13 protein-coding genes are annotated in these 18,865 nt (G+C 45.8%); 6 read left to right on the top strand and 7 right to left on the bottom strand.

What is annotated here, in order from left to right; translation table 11 throughout:
* Positions 1-199: 199 nt before the first annotated feature.
* Positions 200-1,201: a sugar-binding transcriptional regulator gene (locus OO774_RS19860; RefSeq protein WP_264908630.1), complete on the bottom strand. Its 1,002-nt coding sequence runs from the start codon at positions 1,199-1,201 to the stop codon at positions 200-202.
* 465 nt (positions 1,202-1,666) lie between these two features.
* On the opposite strand from OO774_RS19860, the gene tal reads away from it, so the two are divergent.
* Entirely contained in the window at positions 1,667-2,617 is a 951-nt protein-coding gene (gene tal, locus OO774_RS19855) for a transaldolase (protein ID WP_014233810.1), read from the top strand.
* An 82-nt stretch (positions 2,618-2,699) separates the two neighbouring features.
* Positions 2,700-4,691 (top strand): transketolase, encoded by a 1,992-nt coding sequence (tkt, locus tag OO774_RS19850; RefSeq protein WP_264908628.1) that lies wholly within the window; start codon positions 2,700-2,702, stop codon positions 4,689-4,691.
* Between the two features lie 86 nt (positions 4,692-4,777).
* Here tkt and OO774_RS19845 read toward each other — a convergent pair whose 3' ends face one another.
* A complete protein-coding gene (locus OO774_RS19845) occupies positions 4,778-6,346 on the bottom strand; it encodes a PAS domain-containing methyl-accepting chemotaxis protein (protein ID WP_264908626.1) in 1,569 nt (522 codons plus the stop codon).
* 375 nt (positions 6,347-6,721) lie between these two features.
* Positions 6,722-7,774, bottom strand: coding sequence for a 3-deoxy-7-phosphoheptulonate synthase AroG (aroG, locus tag OO774_RS19840; RefSeq protein WP_264908624.1), 1,053 nt, complete (start codon positions 7,772-7,774; stop codon positions 6,722-6,724).
* Between the two features lie 456 nt (positions 7,775-8,230).
* Here aroG and OO774_RS19835 point away from each other — a divergent pair, with 456 nt between their 5' ends.
* On the top strand, positions 8,231-9,214 hold the full coding sequence (locus OO774_RS19835; protein WP_264908622.1) for an OmpA family protein: 984 nt from the start codon (positions 8,231-8,233) through the stop codon (positions 9,212-9,214).
* 105 nt (positions 9,215-9,319) lie between these two features.
* On the opposite strand, the gene OO774_RS19830 is transcribed toward OO774_RS19835, so the two are convergent.
* Complete coding sequence (locus OO774_RS19830; protein ID WP_264908620.1) at positions 9,320-9,922, bottom strand: beta-phosphoglucomutase family hydrolase; 603 nt, start codon at positions 9,920-9,922, stop codon at positions 9,320-9,322.
* 76 nt (positions 9,923-9,998) lie between these two features.
* On the opposite strand from OO774_RS19830, the gene arfB reads away from it, so the two are divergent.
* Both arfB and OO774_RS19820 read left to right on the top strand, forming a co-directional pair.
* On the top strand, positions 9,999-10,415 hold the full coding sequence (arfB, locus tag OO774_RS19825) for an alternative ribosome rescue aminoacyl-tRNA hydrolase ArfB (RefSeq protein ID WP_264908618.1): 417 nt from the start codon (positions 9,999-10,001) through the stop codon (positions 10,413-10,415).
* Positions 10,416-10,500: 85 nt separating this feature from the next.
* Positions 10,501-12,270 carry a methyl-accepting chemotaxis protein gene (locus tag OO774_RS19820; protein ID WP_264908616.1) on the top strand — a complete coding sequence of 590 codons (1,770 nt, stop codon included), beginning with the start codon at positions 10,501-10,503 and terminating at the stop codon, positions 12,268-12,270.
* Between the two features lie 90 nt (positions 12,271-12,360).
* Here the strand turns inward: OO774_RS19820 and vmeZ are convergent, their stop codons facing one another.
* Positions 12,361-15,513, bottom strand: coding sequence for a multidrug efflux RND transporter permease subunit VmeZ (vmeZ, locus tag OO774_RS19815; protein WP_264908614.1), 3,153 nt, complete (start codon positions 15,511-15,513; stop codon positions 12,361-12,363).
* Between the two features lie 9 nt (positions 15,514-15,522).
* Positions 15,523-16,650 (bottom strand): multidrug efflux RND transporter periplasmic adaptor subunit VmeY, encoded by a 1,128-nt coding sequence (vmeY, locus tag OO774_RS19810; RefSeq protein ID WP_264908612.1) that lies wholly within the window; start codon positions 16,648-16,650, stop codon positions 15,523-15,525.
* Between the two features lie 404 nt (positions 16,651-17,054).
* Here vmeY and OO774_RS19805 point away from each other — a divergent pair, with 404 nt between their 5' ends.
* Positions 17,055-17,519 (top strand): cytidine/deoxycytidylate deaminase family protein, encoded by a 465-nt coding sequence (locus OO774_RS19805; RefSeq protein ID WP_264908610.1) that lies wholly within the window; start codon positions 17,055-17,057, stop codon positions 17,517-17,519.
* A gap of 93 nt (positions 17,520-17,612) precedes the next feature.
* Here the strand turns inward: OO774_RS19805 and pepT are convergent, their stop codons facing one another.
* Positions 17,613-18,845: a peptidase T gene (pepT, locus tag OO774_RS19800; RefSeq protein ID WP_264908608.1), complete on the bottom strand. Its 1,233-nt coding sequence runs from the start codon at positions 18,843-18,845 to the stop codon at positions 17,613-17,615.
* Positions 18,846-18,865: the final 20 nt, after the last annotated feature.

Genomic DNA, 18,865 nt, shown 5'->3' with positions numbered 1-18,865 from the left:
TAAATTCCGGTTTATTTAAATAGCACAAGTGAATATAAAAGCATCATTAGCGAATAGAAAAATGTCTTGCCCGGGTTTCCTCTGAGCTAATCGGGTTCCAATGAGCCGCGAGGAATACTTTAAACTTAGGAAGGAAATCAGGCTGCGAGTGATTTCTAAACACTCGCAGCCCTATTACATTAATGGCAAGTTATTCGAACTAGATGTCCGATACTGGTTTGCCGTTCATTTGCTCATCTAGGTTGAGTACCGTTAATGCGTTACTCACGCTAGTGGCAATAACGTCAATCGCGCCCGTTCTTAAAGCTCCGAGTAATGCCAAAGGTTTACTGTTCTCGGCAGCAATGGCGATCACTTCAGAAACGGAGCGGAATTCATCAATGCCAAGACCGATAATACGGTCGCTCATCACCGTCTTTGCGGATACGCCATTAATATCGAAAAAATCGTACCCCGCGAAATCTCCAACTACACCTTGCATCATTCTCGACTGCACGACTTCTTCTGCGGTAAACCAACCGAGGTCGACCATGTAGCTGTTTTCACTCATATCGCCGATTCCAACCAGAGCCACATCGGCTTTACGTGCGAGGTCCAGAGTCTGCTTAACCGTCGCGTTTTGCATAAAAGCAAGTTTCTGCTCCCGGTTTTCTGCATAGGCTGGTGCGTATAGCGTTTCTGATGTGCCGCCATAACTTTTGGCGAACTGACGGCAAATATGGTCAGCGTTAAACATGCCTCCCCGCGGGTGGATGCCACCAATGCCACAAACAAACTTAACGTCCTTTTGTGGGATAACGCCAACATGATGCGCGACTGCAGATACATTACGTCCCTGCCCTACGGTCACAACCGTACCATTTTGTAGCGTGCTCGCCATGTATTTGGATACCAGCCCAGCGACTTGTAACCTTTGCTGCTCTTCGCTTGGCTGATCTAAAGCCACCAAGGCGCGTTTCACGCCAAAACGTTCAATCAGCCTTTGTTCAATCTTAGCGCTAAATACCGGGTGATATTTAACGGTGATCTCCACGATGCCTTCATCTCTTGCTTGCTTTAGCATACGTCCCACTTTCGCGCGGGAGACAGCATACTTTTTCGAGATCTCTTCTTGTGTTGCCCCATCTTGGTAATAAGCAACCGAAATCTCAGTCAGAAGATCGGTACTTTCATCAGATACATCGTTAATAGATTTACTCATATTCAACCTGATTTGTATTTTATCTGTGCCCTTCACTCGAGCAAATACTCAACGCCATTACAAGCGCTCACGAGCGTAGCATATGTCACACCCGCCCTTCACTTCAACATTTGCTCATCACAAAAACAAATTCTCAGATTAAAACAGGGCTTCATTAATGCCCTTATAAGCCATGTGCTATATGGGCAAACGTTTATCTCGATAACACTGGCCCAAGGCCGGAAAAAATAATTGATGAATGTCACTTTCCCCCCAGATCAACAATTGACTTTTCGCACAGTTCAGATAATTATGGAGGCATCATTTACTCAGAGTTCGAGCAAATGTTCACAACAAATGTTCAAACGCTGAAAAGTTAAAAGTTAGTGAGCAGAACAGATTTCTACTTCCGCTGGCTAACGCGCTTGCAAATGCACTTTTCATACTGACAGCAAAGTATGAGCCCAATGAAATAGGATGATCGGAATGAGCAACAAATTAGAGCAACTTCGTAAACTGACGACTGTAGTCGCTGACACTGGTGAAATCGACGCAATCAAAAAATACCAGCCAGAAGACGCAACAACTAACCCTTCTCTGATTCTGAAAGCCGCTCAAATTGCTGAGTACGCTCCTCTAATCGATGCTTCAATCGAGTATGCAAAATCACAGAGCGACGACAAAGCTCAACAAGTTCAAGACACTTGTGACATGCTTGCTGTAAACATCGGTAAAGAAATCCTGAAAACTATCCCTGGCCGTATCTCTACAGAAGTTGACGCACGTCTTTCTTACGATATGGAAGGCAGCGTAGCAAAAGCACGTCAGCTAGTTAAAATGTACAACGATGCAGGCATCGCTAACGACCGCATCCTTATCAAACTGGCTTCTACTTGGGAAGGTATCCGCGCTGCTGAAATCCTAGAGAAAGAAGGCATCAACTGTAACCTAACGCTTCTTTTCTCATTCGCTCAGGCTCGTGCATGTGCTGAAGCTGGTGTATTCCTAATCTCGCCATTCGTTGGTCGTATCATGGATTGGTACAAAGCGAAAGAAGGTCGTGACTTCGAAGCTTCAGAAGATCCAGGCGTACTATCTGTATCTAAGATCTACAACTACTACAAAGAGTACGGCTACAACACCGTTGTTATGGGCGCAAGCTTCCGTAACATCGGTGAGATCCTAGAACTAGCAGGCTGTGACCGTCTAACTATCGCTCCAGCTCTACTTGCTGAACTAGAAGCGGCTGAAGGCGAAGTTGTTGAGAAGCTAGTTGACTCTAAAGGCACTCAAGAGCGCCCAGCGCCAATGACTCATTCAGAGTTCCTATGGGATCACAACCAAGACCCAATGGCAGTAGAGAAGCTTGCGGAAGGTATCCGTAACTTCGCGATTGACCAAGGTAAACTTGAAGACATGATCGCAGCGAAGCTGTAATTACACAGAATCACAATAGGGGAACGTTTGCGTTCCCCTATTAATTTTCCTTTCCTAGAATTAAATTTATTCGGTAACTATTATGGATCGTAAACATCTTGCCAATGCAATCCGTGCACTAAGCATGGATGGTGTTCAACAAGCTAACTCAGGCCACCCAGGCGCACCTATGGGTATGGCTGACATCGCTGAAGTTCTTTGGCGCTCTCACCTAAACCACAACCCATCTAACCCTGAATGGGCAGACCGCGACCGTTTCGTTCTGTCTAACGGACACGGCTCAATGCTGATCTACTCGCTACTGCACTTGAGCGGTTACGAACTATCTATCGACGATCTGAAAAACTTCCGTCAGCTCCACTCAAAGACTCCAGGTCACCCAGAGTACGGCTACGCACCAGGCATTGAGACAACAACAGGTCCTCTAGGCCAAGGCATTACTAACGCTGTTGGTATGGCAATGGCTGAAAAAGCGCTTGCTGCACAGTTCAACAAAGAAGACCACGACATCGTTGACCACTTCACTTATGCATTCATGGGTGACGGCTGTCTGATGGAAGGTATCTCTCACGAGGCATGTTCTCTGGCAGGTACGCTAGGTCTTGGCAAACTGATCGCATTCTGGGATGACAACGGCATTTCTATCGATGGTCACCTTGAAGGCTGGTTCTCTGACGATACGCCTAAGCGTTTTGAAGCGTACGGCTGGCACGTAATTCCAGCAGTAGATGGTCACGATCCTGAAGCGATCAATGCTGCAATCGAAGCGGCTAAAGCAGACCCTCGCCCTACGTTAATCTGTACTAAGACAATCATTGGTTTCGGTTCTCCAAACAAGTCTGGCTCTCATGACTGTCACGGTGCACCTCTAGGTGCAGAAGAAATCACAGCAACACGTAAAGAACTAGGTTGGGAGTACGGTCCTTTTGAAATACCGCAGGAAATCTACGCAGAATGGTCAGCGATCGAGACAGGCACAGCTAAGGAAGCAGCGTGGAACGAGAAATTTGCAGCTTATGAAGCAGCGTACCCTGAGCTGGCAGCTGAATTTAAACGCCGCGTAAACGGTGATTTGCCTGCTGAGTGGGAAGAGAAAGCAAACCAAATCATTGCTGAACTTCAAGCTAACCCAGCAAACATTGCATCACGTAAAGCTTCTCAAAATGCACTAGAAGCGTTTGGTGCTCTACTACCTGAATTCATGGGTGGCTCTGCTGACCTTGCGCCTTCTAACTTGACTATGTGGTCTGGCTCTAAGTCTCTTGAAGCGAATGACTTCTCAGGCAACTACATCCACTACGGTGTACGTGAGTTCGGTATGACAGCGATCATGAACGGTATCGCACTACACGGTGGTTTCGTTCCTTACGGTGCAACATTCCTAATGTTCATGGAATACGCGCGTAACGCAATGCGCATGGCTGCTCTGATGAAAGTTCAGAACATCCAGGTTTACACGCACGATTCTATCGGTCTTGGCGAAGATGGCCCAACTCACCAACCCGTTGAGCAAATGGCTTCTCTACGTCTGACTCCAAACATGAGCACATGGCGTCCATGTGACCAGGTTGAATCGGCAGTGGCTTGGAAACTAGCGATTGAACGTAAAGACGCACCAACCGCGCTTATCTTCTCTCGTCAAAACCTAGCACAACAAGAGCGCAGTGCTGAGCAAGTTGCAGACATCGCGAAAGGTGCTTACATTCTGAAAGATTGCGCAGGCAAGCCAGAGCTTATCCTTATTGCAACAGGTTCAGAAGTTGAACTAGCGGTTGAAGCAGCAGCGCAGCTGACTGCTGAAGGTAAGCAAGTACGTGTTGTTTCAATGCCATCAACCGATGCATTCGACAAGCAAGACGCGGCTTACCGTGAAGCAGTACTACCATCAGATGTTACAGCGCGTATCGCTATCGAAGCGGGCATCGCAGACTTCTGGTACAAGTACGTAGGCTTCGGTGGCAAGATCATCGGCATGACTACCTTCGGTGAATCTGCACCAGCAGGCGAACTGTTCAAGATGTTCGGTTTCACTACTGAAAATGTAGTAAACACAGCAAAAGAGCTGCTAGCTTAATCAAAGATTAGCTTCAAGCAATTGTTATAAAAACAGAGCCCCGCTAATGCAGCGGGGCTTTTTATTGTCTGAATAAACGAGAATTCTTACGACGACTTATCTTCAAATCGAAGCGCCAGTTGATAGAAATCTTTTACCTGCTCTTTCAACTGAATACTGTTTTGCTCAACAGAATGCGTCGCTGCTAAGTTTTGCTCTGCAGTCGAGGCGATAGACTGAATGTGCAAATTCACATCACTCGCCAGTTTTAGCTGATTATCTGCTGACTGTGCCACATCGACCATTAAACCACTCATGGTTTGCATCATTTGTTCGACCTCCGATAGACGAACTGTACTCTGCTCTGCCACTTGAGAGCACGCATCAGTCTGCTCTTTATTAGTCAGAATGTCTTGTTGCCAACTCTGTATGGTCGACAACATGGTAGAAATGGACGCCTGGATTTGCTCGGTTGCATTAGAAGTCCGCCCAGACAGCGCTCTTACTTCATCCGCAACCACAGCGAAGCCTCGACCTTGCTCGCCTGCCCTTGCGGCTTCAATCGCGGCATTCAACGCCAACAAATTGGTTTGATCAGCGATACCACCGATTTCTTCCATCAAGTGACTCACTTTCTGTGCCTGATCACTCAATTTGTATGTTGTTTCAGTGGCCTGCTCAGCTTGTAGACTCAATTGGGTCAAATTACTGTGAGTCTGAACAATGGTCTCTTTTGCCATTAAACACGACTTAAGCGTGTCATCAATAAGTAGATGCGCTTCATTCGTCGTCGAAGACGCCGAGTTAGCTGAAATTTCAACCTCTTGCATGGCATCACGGACTCGATGGATATCGATATTTTGCTGGTTGAGCGCATCATGCACTTCAGCCGTTGTCTGACTAAGATCCTCTGCACACTCTTGTAACGGTAGCGCTGAGTCTGTCATACGTCCTAATACGGTTCGTATCCGAGCTGACAGCATTTTGATATGGAAATCCGCAATAGAGAACGCGCTACCACCTGAGTAAATAAGCCTGCTTACACTGTCATATTGCTTTTGTAGTTTCTTTAGTTGTTGAGGGGTATCAATCAACTCTTGGCGAAATAGCAGAGCTAACACACCAGCAGGTAACGCACTCGCCAACCAAGCCAACGGACCTTCAGCAGACAATGCATAAGCGGCAGCTGGCGCAGTTAAAGCACCAAGCAAAATCGAATAACGTAGAGTTTCATTGATCTTTAAAGACCAAGTACGACCAGACTTTTCTGCCGCTTTCATACTTTTATATGCTTTAGTGGCAATATCAACCCATTCACGTTTAGGCTTAACACGTACGGATTGGTAGCCTACGATCTCATTGTGCTCATATATCGGCGTTACATAAGCATCAACCCAGTAGTACCCACCAGATTTGGTGCTGTTTTTTACCATACCACGCCACGCTTTACCTTGCTTAAGGCGTGTCCACATGTCGCCAAATGCCCCTTTGGGCATATCATTATGACGAACAATGTTATGATTTTGGCCAATCAACTCTTGGTTTGTATATTCCGCAACCCGACAAAATGCGTCGTTGCAGTAAGTGATAACACCTTTCAGATTCGTGGTTGAGACCAGTTCTTCAAACTCTCCGACGAGAGTTTCTTGAGCTTTGTGATTTGAATTGACTGACATAGACAATGCTTCTCATATTTATAGTTATCATTCAGTAATAATTTGTTGAGCTATTACGAAGTAATTGATTCACGACCCTACCTGGGTGACCCTTTAACGGCAAGTCCCCACTTTTCTTAAGAGTAAACAAAGAGAAATTTACGCAATTGCTTGCAGTCAGAGGTATGTACATAGCCATGTCAGGAAACACCGACGTTAGTTAGGTTTTCAGATGCAAAAACCTAACTACGGGTTGCTACAAAGCAGCGGAAGAGATTGAGTCCGCCACTCAACCGAGAAGTGGCAGTCAGTTTGCAATGAGATGGCCGCGAGAAATAAAAAGAGCCAGTGGCATCACCAGCCACTGGCTCCTTAGACGTGTATGACGAAAGCGTGTTACTTATTACGACGAGCTTTCACAGCATCGGCAAGCTGACGCAGAACAACTTCAGTATCTTCCCAGCCGATACATGCATCAGTGATTGACTGACCATAAGTTGCAGCTTCACCCTCAACAAGATCTTGGCGGCCTTCAACCAAATGAGATTCAATCATTACACCAAAAATAGCATCTTCTCCACCAGCAATCTGCTCTGAAACATCGTCTGACACCAGCATCTGGCGCTTGAACTGCTTTGAGCTGTTAGCATGGCTGAAATCGATCATCACTTTCTTTGGTAGACCTGCAGCATCTAGCTCATCTTTAATTTGGGTAACATGAGCCGCGCTGTAGTTTGGTTCCTTACCACCGCGCAGAATAATATGGCAATCTGGGTTACCTGCGGTTTCAACAATAGCAGAGTGACCGTACTTCGTTACCGATAAGAAGTGGTGAGACGCACTTGCGGAACGAATTGCGTCAGTCGCAATCTTGATGTTTCCGTCAGTACCGTTTTTAAAGCCAACCGGGCAAGATAAACCTGATGCTAATTCACGGTGTACCTGTGACTCTGTCGTACGCGCACCAATTGCTCCCCAACTAATAAGATCGGCAACGTATTGAGGCGTGATCATATCCAGGAACTCACTGGCTGTTGGTAGTCCCATATCAGTAAGGTCGAGAAGCAGTTTACGCCCGATGCGCAAACCATCATTCAGCTTGTACGTGTCATTTAAGTACGGGTCGTTAATAAGACCTTTCCAACCTACGGTCGTACGTGGCTTTTCAAAGTAGACTCGCATCACAACTTCTAACTGCTCACCTAGCTCATCGCGAAGTACTTTCAGCTTTTTACCGTATTCAACAGCAGCTTCCGGATCATGGATCGAACATGGGCCCACGATAACAAGCAGTCTGTCGTCTTTTCCTTCCAAGATGTTATGAATAGCATTACGACAATCAAAAGTAGTTGAAGCAGCGGTTTCAGTAGTTGGAAATTTCTCCAAAACTGCAACAGGTGGCAGCAGTTCTTTTACTCTATTTATTCTTACATCATCAGTTTGAAACATTACTTCTACATCCTAGTGGTTATTCTGACCCACCTTTGCCAACTACAGTCATTGCAATATTGTTCATAAAGCAAGATGCAACAAGGGCTGTGGTTCATTTTTGTCTTTCGATGCAAGTAACTTATCGGCTTCGCCGTAGACTTTCAATCACTTTTTTCAAATAAATGCAAACAAACTATCAGCGTTAAACCACAAACACAGTGTAAAATTATATTTACAAAAAAAGTTCAAAATTATCAGATATTTTCTTATACCTTTAAAAATCTTTACTACAATGTAAGAAATATCAGAAGTTTGTGAGGTATTGAATACAAAATAGTACATCTAGTTCTAATATTTTGTTGCTTGATATGAAACGAATTAACTAATAAACTAATTTCTTATAATAACTGGTTTTTTCTTTAATTTTGATAACACGACGTATATATTAATATGCAATCAATACAAGGAAACATTATGAACAAAGTAGCAATTGCAGTAGCAGCGGTGGTAGCTGGTGGTAGCGCTCTTTTGAACACTGCTCAAGCTGAAATGTATATCGGGGGCAAAGTGGGCATGAGTACACTCGATGATGCTTGCTATCTAAACAGCCCTTGTGATGATGAAGCATTCGCGGCCGGAATGCACGTTGGCTATGGCTTTAATGAATATTTTGATCTTGAATACGGTGTAGATTTCTTAGGTAACTACGAAGCTAACTTTAAGACATCGACTGGTGCTGATACTATCGACGGCGACCTATGGGCGATGACGCTTGCACCTAAGCTAAACCTACCTATATCTGATTCTTTCAACTTGTTTGGTAAGATCGGTGGTGCTTACATGATGTCTGGTGACGAAAAAGATTTCGTTCCAACAGGCTCGCTAGGTGCCGAGTACGCTCTTAATCGTAACTTAAGTCTACGAGCTGAGTATCAACGTTACCAAGATATGTCTGACGACGTATGGGACGATATGGATGCAAACTTCTTCTCTGTTGGTGTTAACTACACATTTGCAGCAGCACCTGTAGTAGCAGCAGTTGTCCAGCCAGAGCCAGAGCCGGAACCAGTAGCGGTAATGAAGACTCACAAAGAAGAGTACGGTTCAGGTACGTTTGAGTTTGATAGCTCAAAACTTACACCTGAAGCTACTGGACGTCTTGACAACTTCGTTGACCACTTGAACGAATACCCTCAAGCTAACGTAGAGATTACAGGTTACACTGATAGCTCAGGTCCAGCAGCGTACAACCAAAAACTGTCTGAGCGTCGTGCTCAAGCGGTTGCTGATTACCTAACAGCAGCGGGTATTGATGCAGGCCGTCTGACTGTGTCTGGCATGGGTGAAGAAAACCCAGTGGCTGACAACAGCACTAAAGAAGGTCGTGCTCTAAACCGTCGTGTTGAAGTTGTGGTTCCTGAATTCGAGTACGAAGTAATCGAAATGGTTCAACCATAAACTCAGTGATAGTAATACATTGATAGACAAAGGGGTGCAAACGCACCCCTTTTTAATGGCAATGACACTATATGTAAATGGCTGTCAGTTAAGCTACTCATTCATTTACGGCTTAGCGAAGAATACCAATTCATCACCTTCTACCATGACACAATCCATTCCTGCCGCATGTGCTGCTCGCTTGCCCAATTCCGTATCTTCGAAAACTAGACAATTTGACACCTCTAAGCCTAGATGTTCTGCCGCCATAAGAAATGTGTCTGGAAACGGCTTATGATTTTCAACATCTGTAGCGGTAACGACAGCATCCAATTTGTCTAATAAGCCCGCGTGGCTGAGTAAGCGCATCGCACTTTCGCGTTGACTCCCTGTCCCTACAGCGATTTTTTTAAACCCTATATACTCTTCCAAGACAACGTTAGTACAAGGGATTATCTCACCGTGAAATTCCATCGCCGCAAAGGTTTCCATCTTAAATTTAGAAACTTGCTTAGGGTCGAGCGACAATCCATGTTTGTTATTTAATTCAACAACAATCTTAAAGCTCGGCATCCCCCCTAAACTGTGGAACCAATCCTGACAAAATGGGAAATCGAACCGGTCGGCTGTCGCTTGCCAAGCTGCAAGGTGAGCTGGCATGGTGTCAATTAAGGTACCATCCATATCAAAGATGAATCCCGCATATGGCCTGAAATCAATCGTACGCATGTCTTTTCTTCTATTCTTGCATCTGTAATGTTAATTTATCATTTCTTTCAATCGTCCCTATCGGCATTCTCTTATCATGCTCAAAATTTCGAACTCCGTCACACTTCAAGAATGGGAAATTCAGTTATCCCCAATAAGAGCTCAAGGAAATGGCGGGCAGAACGTTAATAAAGTCGCGACTGCAATTCACTTGCGCTTCGACATACACCACTCAACGCTACCGGAGTTTTATAAAGAGCGATTGCTCGCGCTCTCGGACAGCCGCATCTCAAAAGATGGTGTGATTATTATCAAAGCACAACAATTTCGCACCCAGGAACAAAACAAAGAAGACGCATTAAACCGACTACAAGAGCTAATTACTTCTGCGGCTATACAGAAGAAGAAGCGAATAAAAACAAAACCGACCCGCGCCTCACAACGTCGTCGCCTTGATAGTAAAAACAAGCAAGGCACTAAAAAGCAACAACGTAAAAAAGTACAACAGTATTAAGCAAAATCAGATACCAAAGTAAAAATTTCATCTTCGTCTTACTGACGGCTCAATACGCCCGAGCAATTATTCAGGAAAAAACAATATGACTATTCGGCAAAAACTCTACTTCCTCGGAGCTATCGCCATTTTAGGCATTGTGACCCTTTTGGGTACCTCATCTCATTTCGCCAGCCAAAGTAATGAACTCAATCACGCCATTAAACATGTGGGTGATTTGGAGATTCGCCTATTAAATTTACGTCGCAATGAGAAAGACTTTTTGCTTCGTAGCGATTATAAGTATTTAGAAAAATTTAACGACAATGTCGACCTATTTCTCCAACTTGAAGAGGAACTTGCTGAAATACTGACTCATTATGACCTCCCATCGAGTCATCAATTAAAAACAGATTTGCTAGCTTATCAAAAAGGATTTCAGACTTTAGTCTCCGCCTTTCAGGAGTACGGTCTTAACAGCGAAAGCGGGCTTTTAGCTCGATATGAACCGCTATTGCTTAATGCAAAGAAAGTTGCCGACCAAAAGCAAATGCTTGCACTTATCCATTTTGATAACGCGATAAAATCAGGGCAATTTGATCGTAACGCACTTAACGGTATCGACGCGCCTGAATTAATGCAGGTGGCCGAGCAAGTCGCCAGGCAAAAACAAATCGTTGGTACAGCCTATAACAAGGGCTTGCTTGGTAAGACTCGCTCGCTGTCTCATGCGGTGGAGGAGCAGTTCGATACGTTTTCTTCCATGATAAATAGCGAGGCAACTCAGCGTGAAGAGAGCATGACAACCATTAAACAAGTCATTACGGCGCTAGTACTGATCGTTCTATGTGTACTAATCTGGCAAATCTCTCGTTCAATCAACGTTCGCGTAAATAGCCTGTTAACGACGATCAAAAACATCAGTGAAAGCAATAATATATCACTACGTTCCGATCTGGCGGGTAACGATGAACTGTTTGATATCAGCCATCACCTGAATGACCTGTTGGAAAAACTTGAGCGTTTAATTCAAAACACGCAAGAGAAGTCGATGCAATTGAGCGCAAGCACCGACAATATGCACCGTGAGCTAGAAGGTGTCATGGAGCAATTTCACTCTCAAACCGATCATACCACCTCTATGGCGACGGCCGTTCAGCAGATGGTAGCGACCATCGGTGAGATATCTGAGAGTACCTCTGTTGCTGTAGAAGGGGTTCATCAAGCCGCCAACAATGCAGAACAGGGACGTACAGTTGTCGAAGCTACTGTGACTAATATTGGCCAACTGAGTGGTATTCTATCTAACAGCCAGCAATCTATCAGCTCTTTGAATCAGCATGTCGATAAAATTGGGGGCGCAGTGAATATCATTCAGGAAATCGCTGACCAAACCAACTTACTCGCACTCAACGCGGCAATTGAAGCGGCGCGCGCTGGCGAGCAAGGTCGCGGTTTCGCCGTGGTTGCAGATGAAGTTCGAGCGCTGGCCAGTCGTACTCATCAATCTACTGAAGAAATTACTCGTGTTGTCACCGATATTCAGGCGCAAATGTCGGCCGTTGTGTCCGATATCGACCAGTGTAACGATCAAGGACAACAAACGCTGAGTGCCTCTGAACAACTGGACGCCAGCCTTCAACAAATTATTACTGACATGCATACGATTCAGGGTAACTCAGAGCGTATTGCCTCTGCGATTGAAGAGCAAGGTATTGTGATGAACCAGGTTAGCGACTCAATCAATGAACTGAATGTGATCTCGGAAAATAATATGCAATCAGCAAAAGAGTGCTTGCTGGAAGTGGATTCCGTTTCAGCTCAGGCACATGATATGGATGATGCGGTGGCTGAGTTTAAAACTCGCCTCGCCTAACCCGTTAAGCCGACTCCAAATAAAAAGCCCGAAGTTGTTGATACTTAGGGCTTTTTCTTTTAAATCGAGATAACTAACACTTGAACATCGCTACTCATCATCGAGAGGGATAGGCTTGGTATTACCACCGTGAACCTTCTCACGCTGTTTCTGTACCAGAGCATAGAAACCCGGGATCAGGAATGTACCCGCAAGAAGCACACATAGCAGACCACCAATCAGGGAAGTGCCCAAAGAGTTCTGACTCACATGCCCGGCGCCTGCTGCGAAAATCAGTGGGAAAATACCCAAGATAAACGACCAGGACGTCATGTTTACTGCCCTGAAACGCAGCGTACCGCCCTTCACTGCCGCGCTGTCAATATCTGCGTCTTTCTCTTCGCGTTCTTGCTTAGCGAACTCCACAATCAAGATGGCGTTCTTCGCGGCTAAGGCGATAAGTAGAACCAGACCAATCTGCGCATACAAGTTCAATGGTGTTCCGGTTAAGTTCAGGGCGAGAAAAGAACCGAGTGTCGCAACTGGCACGACGAGAATAATCGCCAGCGGGATACTCCAGCTCTCATACTGTGCCACCATGAACAGGTAAATGAAGATCAGTGCCAATGCAAACGCGTAAATCGCCTGATTGCCAGCAAGCACTTCTTGATAAGCCATGCCCGTCCACTCATAGGTGTAACCTTGAGGCAGAACCTCTGCCGCCACACGTTCCATGGCCGCAATCGCGTCACCACTTGAATATCCCGGCGCTGGTTGGCCTTGAATAATCGCGCTGCGGTACATGTTGTATCGCCATGCAACATCTGGCTCAAACACTTGCTCGTAACTAACCAGTGTACTCAGAGGAACCATATCTCCACCCGTTGTGCGCACGTGGAAACGTTCTAAATCCTGCATGCTACTGCGATGCTGGCTGTCCGCTTGCATGGTCACTCGGAAGTTCTTACCAAACATGGTGAAGTCATTCACATACAAACTGCCTAAGTTACCTTGCAGTGTCTGGAAGATAGAGGACAATGAAATACCCAGTTGCTGAGCTTTTTCACGGTCAATATCCACATAGTAATGCGGTACGTTGGCACGGAATGTACTGAAGGTATAAGCAATTTCCGGCGCTTGGTTTGCGGCCTGAATCATCTCCCCCATGACCATGGACAAATCGGTACGGCTGCGTCCCAAGGTATCTTCCAGGACGAACTCAAAACCTGAAGCAGCGCCCATGCCAGGAACGGCAGGCGGTCCCATTGCAAATACTACCGCCTGAGGTAACTTCGCTGCGGCAAGGCTATTGATACGGTTCGCAATGCTATTCGCAGAGTGATCCCCTTCTAAGGCGTTTCGCGTCTCCCAGCCGTGCAATTTAATGAACATCGAAGCGCCATTTGAAGCCGCAGCGCCAGTCATGAATGAATACCCGTTTGCGACAGTCACCCCATCAACACCAGGTTCCTGCTCTACCATTTGCATCAGTTCACGCGTTACCTCTTCAGTACGAGACAATGACGCAGAATCTGGTAATTGTACATTCACCAGTAAGATGCCTTTATCTTCCTGAGGCACAAATGCTGTGGATGTCGTCTTGGCAAAGAAAGAGACTGCAGCAACCGCAACAATGAAGAAAGTCACAAGTAACAGTGATTTCTTAACCAAAAAGCCCGCAACTCGACCATAGCCTTTAGTCACGCGCTCCAAGCCACTGTTAAATGCCTGGAACCAGTTCGCGGTATTGCCTCCGCCTTGCTTTAGCACCAATGAACATAACGCCGGAGAGAGCGTTAATGCATTGATTGATGAAATGACTACCGAGATACAAATGGTCAGCGCAAACTGACGATACATGATGCCAGTAATACCAGGAAGCATCGCAACTGGTAAGAACACGGCAAGAAGGACCAAGGTTGAGGTAATAATTGGCCCAGTTACCTCTTGCATCGCCAGCAGCGTGGCTTTGCGTGCTGAAATAGTCGGATCCTTCGCCATGGTTGTATCCACGTTTTCGATAACCAAGATGGCGTCATCCACCACGATACCAATCGCAAGAATCAAACCAAACAGAGTAACAGTATTAATGGTAAAGCCGGTTACTTGCATGATGGCGAACGTACCAATCAGCGAGACAGGAATCGCAACCACAGGTATCAACGTGGCGCGCGCACTGCCTAAGAACAAATACGTAACCGCAATAACCAATAAAATCGCTTCTATCAGTGTTTTGACGATCCCTTTAATTGACTCAGAAACGAACACCGTTGTGTCATAACTGGTTTCGTAAGCCATGCCCTCTGGGAAGTCTTGACTTAAACGCTCAAGAAGTTCCATTACCGCTTGGCCACTTTCCAACGCATTGGCATCTGACTGGAGGGACAAGGCAACAATAGAGGCATCTTGACCACGGAACTGACCATTACCGTCGTAGAACTTTTTACCCAGTTCTACACGTGCGACATCTTTTAAGTAAACGGTTGAACCATCGGAATTGGCACGCAGTACGACATTTTCAAACTCGCTCACGCTCTCCAAGCGACCTTTAGTCACCAGATTAAACTGAACTTCTTGCGGGTTATTGTATGGCGCAGCGCCTACTCGACCCGCTGCGACCTGAACGTTTTGCGCAGCCAACGCAGAATACACGTCCGATGTAGTTAGCTTGAGATTGGCCATTTTTTCAGGGTCCAACCAAACACGCATCGCGTATTCACCGCCACCAATTACATTAACTTCACTGATCCCTTTCGCTCGCGCGAGCTGATCTTTTACATTCAAGTTGATGTAGTTGATCAAGAACTGGTCGTCATACTTGCCATCTGGAGAATAGAAGTTCAGCACCATTAACAAGTCAGGAGAGCGCTTTTTAACTGTCACGCCTACCATACGTACTTCTTGTGGCAACTTGGATTCAATCTGCGACACCCGGTTCTGAACGTTAACTTGTGCCATGTCGGGATCGGTTCCGACATCGAAAGTGACGTTCAAGCTGTAAGAACCATCGTTGGCACTTTTAGAAGACATATAAATCATATCTTCTACCCCGTTCACGGATGTTTCTATCGGGTCGGCAATCGCTTGTTCGACAACTTCAGCACTTGCTCCGGTGTAATACGCCGACACGCTAACCGAAGGTGGACTGATTTGTGGGTATTCTGCAACTGGCAGGATCGCTAATGAGATAGCCCCCGCTAAGGTCAAAATGATCGAAATGACCAGAGCAAATTTAGGTCTTTGTATAAAGAAACGACTTAACATTCTGCCCCCCTACCGCTTATCTTCAGTTGGAGTTTGAATATTGACTTCGATGCCATTGCGTACTCGCTGCAATCCCTGGGTAATAACAGAATCATTCTGCTCTAAACCTTTGCGAATTATGATCCCTTGCTCTACTTGTGCCCCCAACTCGACGTTACGACGTTCCGCAATATTGCCTTCAGTGGTCACCATCACAAAGTTACCCTCCAAATCGGTCTGCACCGCTCGGCGCGGGACAACAATAGCGTCTCTTGCATTCTTATCACGCAAATTCACTTTGATGTGCTGGCCCGGTAGCAGCTTCTGGTCAGGGTTGGTGACGATAGCTCGCATTGCGATGGTGCCCGTCTTGGTATCTATACGGTTACCCAAGAAGTCGAGTTGTCCTAAGTGTTCAAAAAACTCGCCGTTCTCAAGCTCTAGCTGTACTTCGACACTGCGAGATTCCGCGGAACCATCCCCTTTCACTTTGTCCATACCCATCGCCAGACGTTCGCGCTCACTGACGCTGAACGAGGTATGCACGGGGTCTAGGCTAACCAACGTGGTCAAAACCCCTGATGAGGGAGAAACCAAATCACCGGTACTGACTTTAGTATCACTGATGCGACCGCTGAATGGCGCACGAATTTGCGTATAAGAAAGATTAACCTCGGCGAGCTTAAGCTGCGCATTAGCCGCTTCAAGCTCCGCCCTTGCACCTAGGAGTGCAGCGGTAAGCGCGTCAAACTCTGATTGAGAAATACTGCCGCGAGGAAGCAAGTTTGTCCCGCGTTGGTGGTCAAGCTCCGCTTTCTTGAGTGAAGCTTTCGCCTGCGCCAATGCTGCTTTCGCACTGGCTACCTGAGCCTCGAAAGAAGAAGGTTCAATAGAGTAAAGTAGCTGGCCTTTTTCTACCATTTGTCCTTCTTCAAAATGACGCGCTTTCAGGTAGCCTGAGACTTGAGCGGTAATATTGGTATCTTCTACCGCTTCAATTCGGCCGATATACGACTTGCTTGGTTGATAGTCGATAACAATGACATCCTGTGTCACAACGAGAGGAGCCTGATTCCCTCCCTGGCTATTATTCACTTCTCCGCATCCTGCAAGGATAGTTGTGGCCGCTATTAGTGCGACAAGTGTTTTCTTTTGCATGTATTTACCATTTTTATGGAACAGGATATTATTAAAAACACTTCAACCTTACCGTCTGTAGGGTGCGAATTCTCCTACATAAACTATGCAAATCGTTTCTAATTGTAATCAAATGAAACCAAGTAAAATTAACGTGATGCAATGGAAATATTTTTATGATCTTTATTAATCTCGAAGCATAAAAAGACACCAATTATCAGCGCGGTGTATACCTGCTCACCTTGTCCCTGTCGAGACGACCTACTCGCATTTTCGAACCGCTGTTAAGCGAAAAAGCGACAATTCTCCACCACCAGACTACTGAAAGTGAGTATTTAAGCGTTAACCATGGTTTTTTGACTATTTTTTAAAACAAAATGAGTTATCATTTCGGTATTTCAAAGCCTTCGATCAAGAGGATGTACATGATTTCTAAATGGGCGAAACGTTTTTACCAAATGGCGGAGTTGGTGGCATCTTGGAGTAAAGATCCGTCGACGCAAGTTGGTGCAGTAATTACTAAGCAAAACCGTATCGTTTCTGTTGGCTTTAACGGCTACCCACACGGGGTTTCTGACAGTGTAGACACCGATGAGCGAGAGCTGAAATACTTAAAGACGCTGCATGCAGAAGAAAACGCCATTCTGTTTTCTAAACGTGACTTAGATGGCTGTGATATCTGGGTAACCCATTTTCCGTGCCCTAACTGTGCGGCAAAGATTATTCAGACTGGGATCTCACGGGTACATTGCCCAGAGCAATCAGAAGATTTTCTGTCTCGCTGGGGAGATAAAATTCAGGTGAGTCAGGATATGTTCGATCAAGCTGGCGTAGAAGTGGACTGGCTGCCGTTGGAAGACATCGAAATTGAAGGTAAAGACGTTCGTTAATCTTCACTTAAAACAAAACTATAAACTAAACAGCCCAGATATCGTCTGGGCTGTTTCTATTTGTTTTGTTTGCGTTATTCGCGGCAATTTCTATTACTTTTGGTATTTCCTCGCCGTCAGCTCTGCAATTTTGGCGATCACCAACACCGATTTTTCCATCATTTCTACTGACACGAATTCATGAATGCCATGAAAGTTAAATCCGCCAGTAAAGATATTTGGGCAGGGTAGCCCCATAAACGACAAACGAGCCCCATCGGTTCCGCCTCGTATTGGTTTAATCAACGGCTCCACATAGCACGCTTCCATCGCTTGCTTGGCAAGTTCGATAATATGAGGATAGGGCTCTACCATCTCACGCATGTTGCAGTAGCTATCCGTGATCTGGATTTCAACAGCACCATGCTTGAGTCCGGCGTTCATCTCATCCACTAACTTACGCATAAAAGCTTTACGACTTTCTAAACCTTCTCGCTCGAAATCACGAATAATATAGCTCAGCTCACTATGTGCAATGCCAAGGCTGCCTGATTTAAGATGGTAGAAACCTTCATAACCTTCTGTGGTTTCGGGCGTTTGATCTTCTGGCATCTGAACCTGAAATTTAGCCGCCAAGTTCATCGCGTTGACCATTTTGCCTTTTGCTGTTCCCGGGTGAACACTAACACCATGGAAAATCACCTCAGCGCTTGCGGCATTAAAGTTTTCATACTCTAGTTCGCCTTGAGGTCCGCCATCAACAGTATATGCCCACTGCGCACCAAACTTTTCAACCTCGAATTTATCGGCACCTCGGCCGATTTCTTCATCGGGTGTGAATCCAATGCAGATATCGCCGTGCGGAATATCAGGGTTTGCATTCAGCAACGCAACTGCAGATAAGATCTCTGCTATGCCGGCTTTATTATCTGCACCTAACAGGGTCTTACCATTCGTGGTGATCAAGTTGTGACCATGAAGCTGGTGCAGATCAGGGTACTGCACTGGCGACAACACTTCGTCACCAAGCCCCAAGGCAATGTCGCCCCCTTGGTAGTCTTCTACAAATTGAGGCGAAACATTCTTACCGGAAGCGTCCGGAGCCGTATCCATATGCGCGATAAAACCAATAGCGGGTACGTCGTAATTCACATTGGAAGGTAACCTCGCCATCAGGTAGCCATGTTCCGTCAAGACGACATCACTTAAGCCAAGGTCAATCATTTCTTGTCTTAATTGTTGTGCAAAAACGAGCTGGCCCGCGCTGCTAGGACAGGTCGCCACTTTTGGGTTTGACTTGGTATTGAACGTGACGTAGCGAAGAAATCTTTCAACTAAATGCTTCATAATTATTCTCATTACTCTAG

The organism is Vibrio sp. STUT-A11 (genome assembly GCF_026000435.1).
Taxonomy (GTDB): Bacteria; Pseudomonadota; Gammaproteobacteria; order Enterobacterales; family Vibrionaceae; genus Vibrio.
This window is presented reverse-complemented; position numbering and strand designations above follow the sequence as displayed.

Bases quoted from the DNA above. Each gene is read 5' to 3' on its own strand.
- OO774_RS19860 (WP_264908630.1), bottom strand. From the start codon at position 1,201: ATGAGTAAATCTATTAACGATGTATCTGATGAAAGTACCGATCTTCTG.
- tal (WP_014233810.1), top strand. From the start codon at position 1,667: ATGAGCAACAAATTAGAGCAACTTCGTAAACTGACGACTGTAGTCGCT.
- tkt (WP_264908628.1), top strand. From the start codon at position 2,700: ATGGATCGTAAACATCTTGCCAATGCAATCCGTGCACTAAGCATGGAT.
- OO774_RS19845 (WP_264908626.1), bottom strand. From the start codon at position 6,346: ATGTCAGTCAATTCAAATCACAAAGCTCAAGAAACTCTCGTCGGAGAG.
- aroG (WP_264908624.1), bottom strand. From the start codon at position 7,774: ATGTTTCAAACTGATGATGTAAGAATAAATAGAGTAAAAGAACTGCTG.
- OO774_RS19835 (WP_264908622.1), top strand. From the start codon at position 8,231: ATGAACAAAGTAGCAATTGCAGTAGCAGCGGTGGTAGCTGGTGGTAGC.
- OO774_RS19830 (WP_264908620.1), bottom strand. From the start codon at position 9,922: ATGCGTACGATTGATTTCAGGCCATATGCGGGATTCATCTTTGATATG.
- arfB (WP_264908618.1), top strand. From the start codon at position 9,999: ATGCTCAAAATTTCGAACTCCGTCACACTTCAAGAATGGGAAATTCAG.
- OO774_RS19820 (WP_264908616.1), top strand. From the start codon at position 10,501: ATGACTATTCGGCAAAAACTCTACTTCCTCGGAGCTATCGCCATTTTA.
- vmeZ (WP_264908614.1), bottom strand. From the start codon at position 15,513: ATGTTAAGTCGTTTCTTTATACAAAGACCTAAATTTGCTCTGGTCATT.
- vmeY (WP_264908612.1), bottom strand. From the start codon at position 16,650: ATGCAAAAGAAAACACTTGTCGCACTAATAGCGGCCACAACTATCCTT.
- OO774_RS19805 (WP_264908610.1), top strand. From the start codon at position 17,055: ATGATTTCTAAATGGGCGAAACGTTTTTACCAAATGGCGGAGTTGGTG.
- pepT (WP_264908608.1), bottom strand. From the start codon at position 18,845: ATGAAGCATTTAGTTGAAAGATTTCTTCGCTACGTCACGTTCAATACC.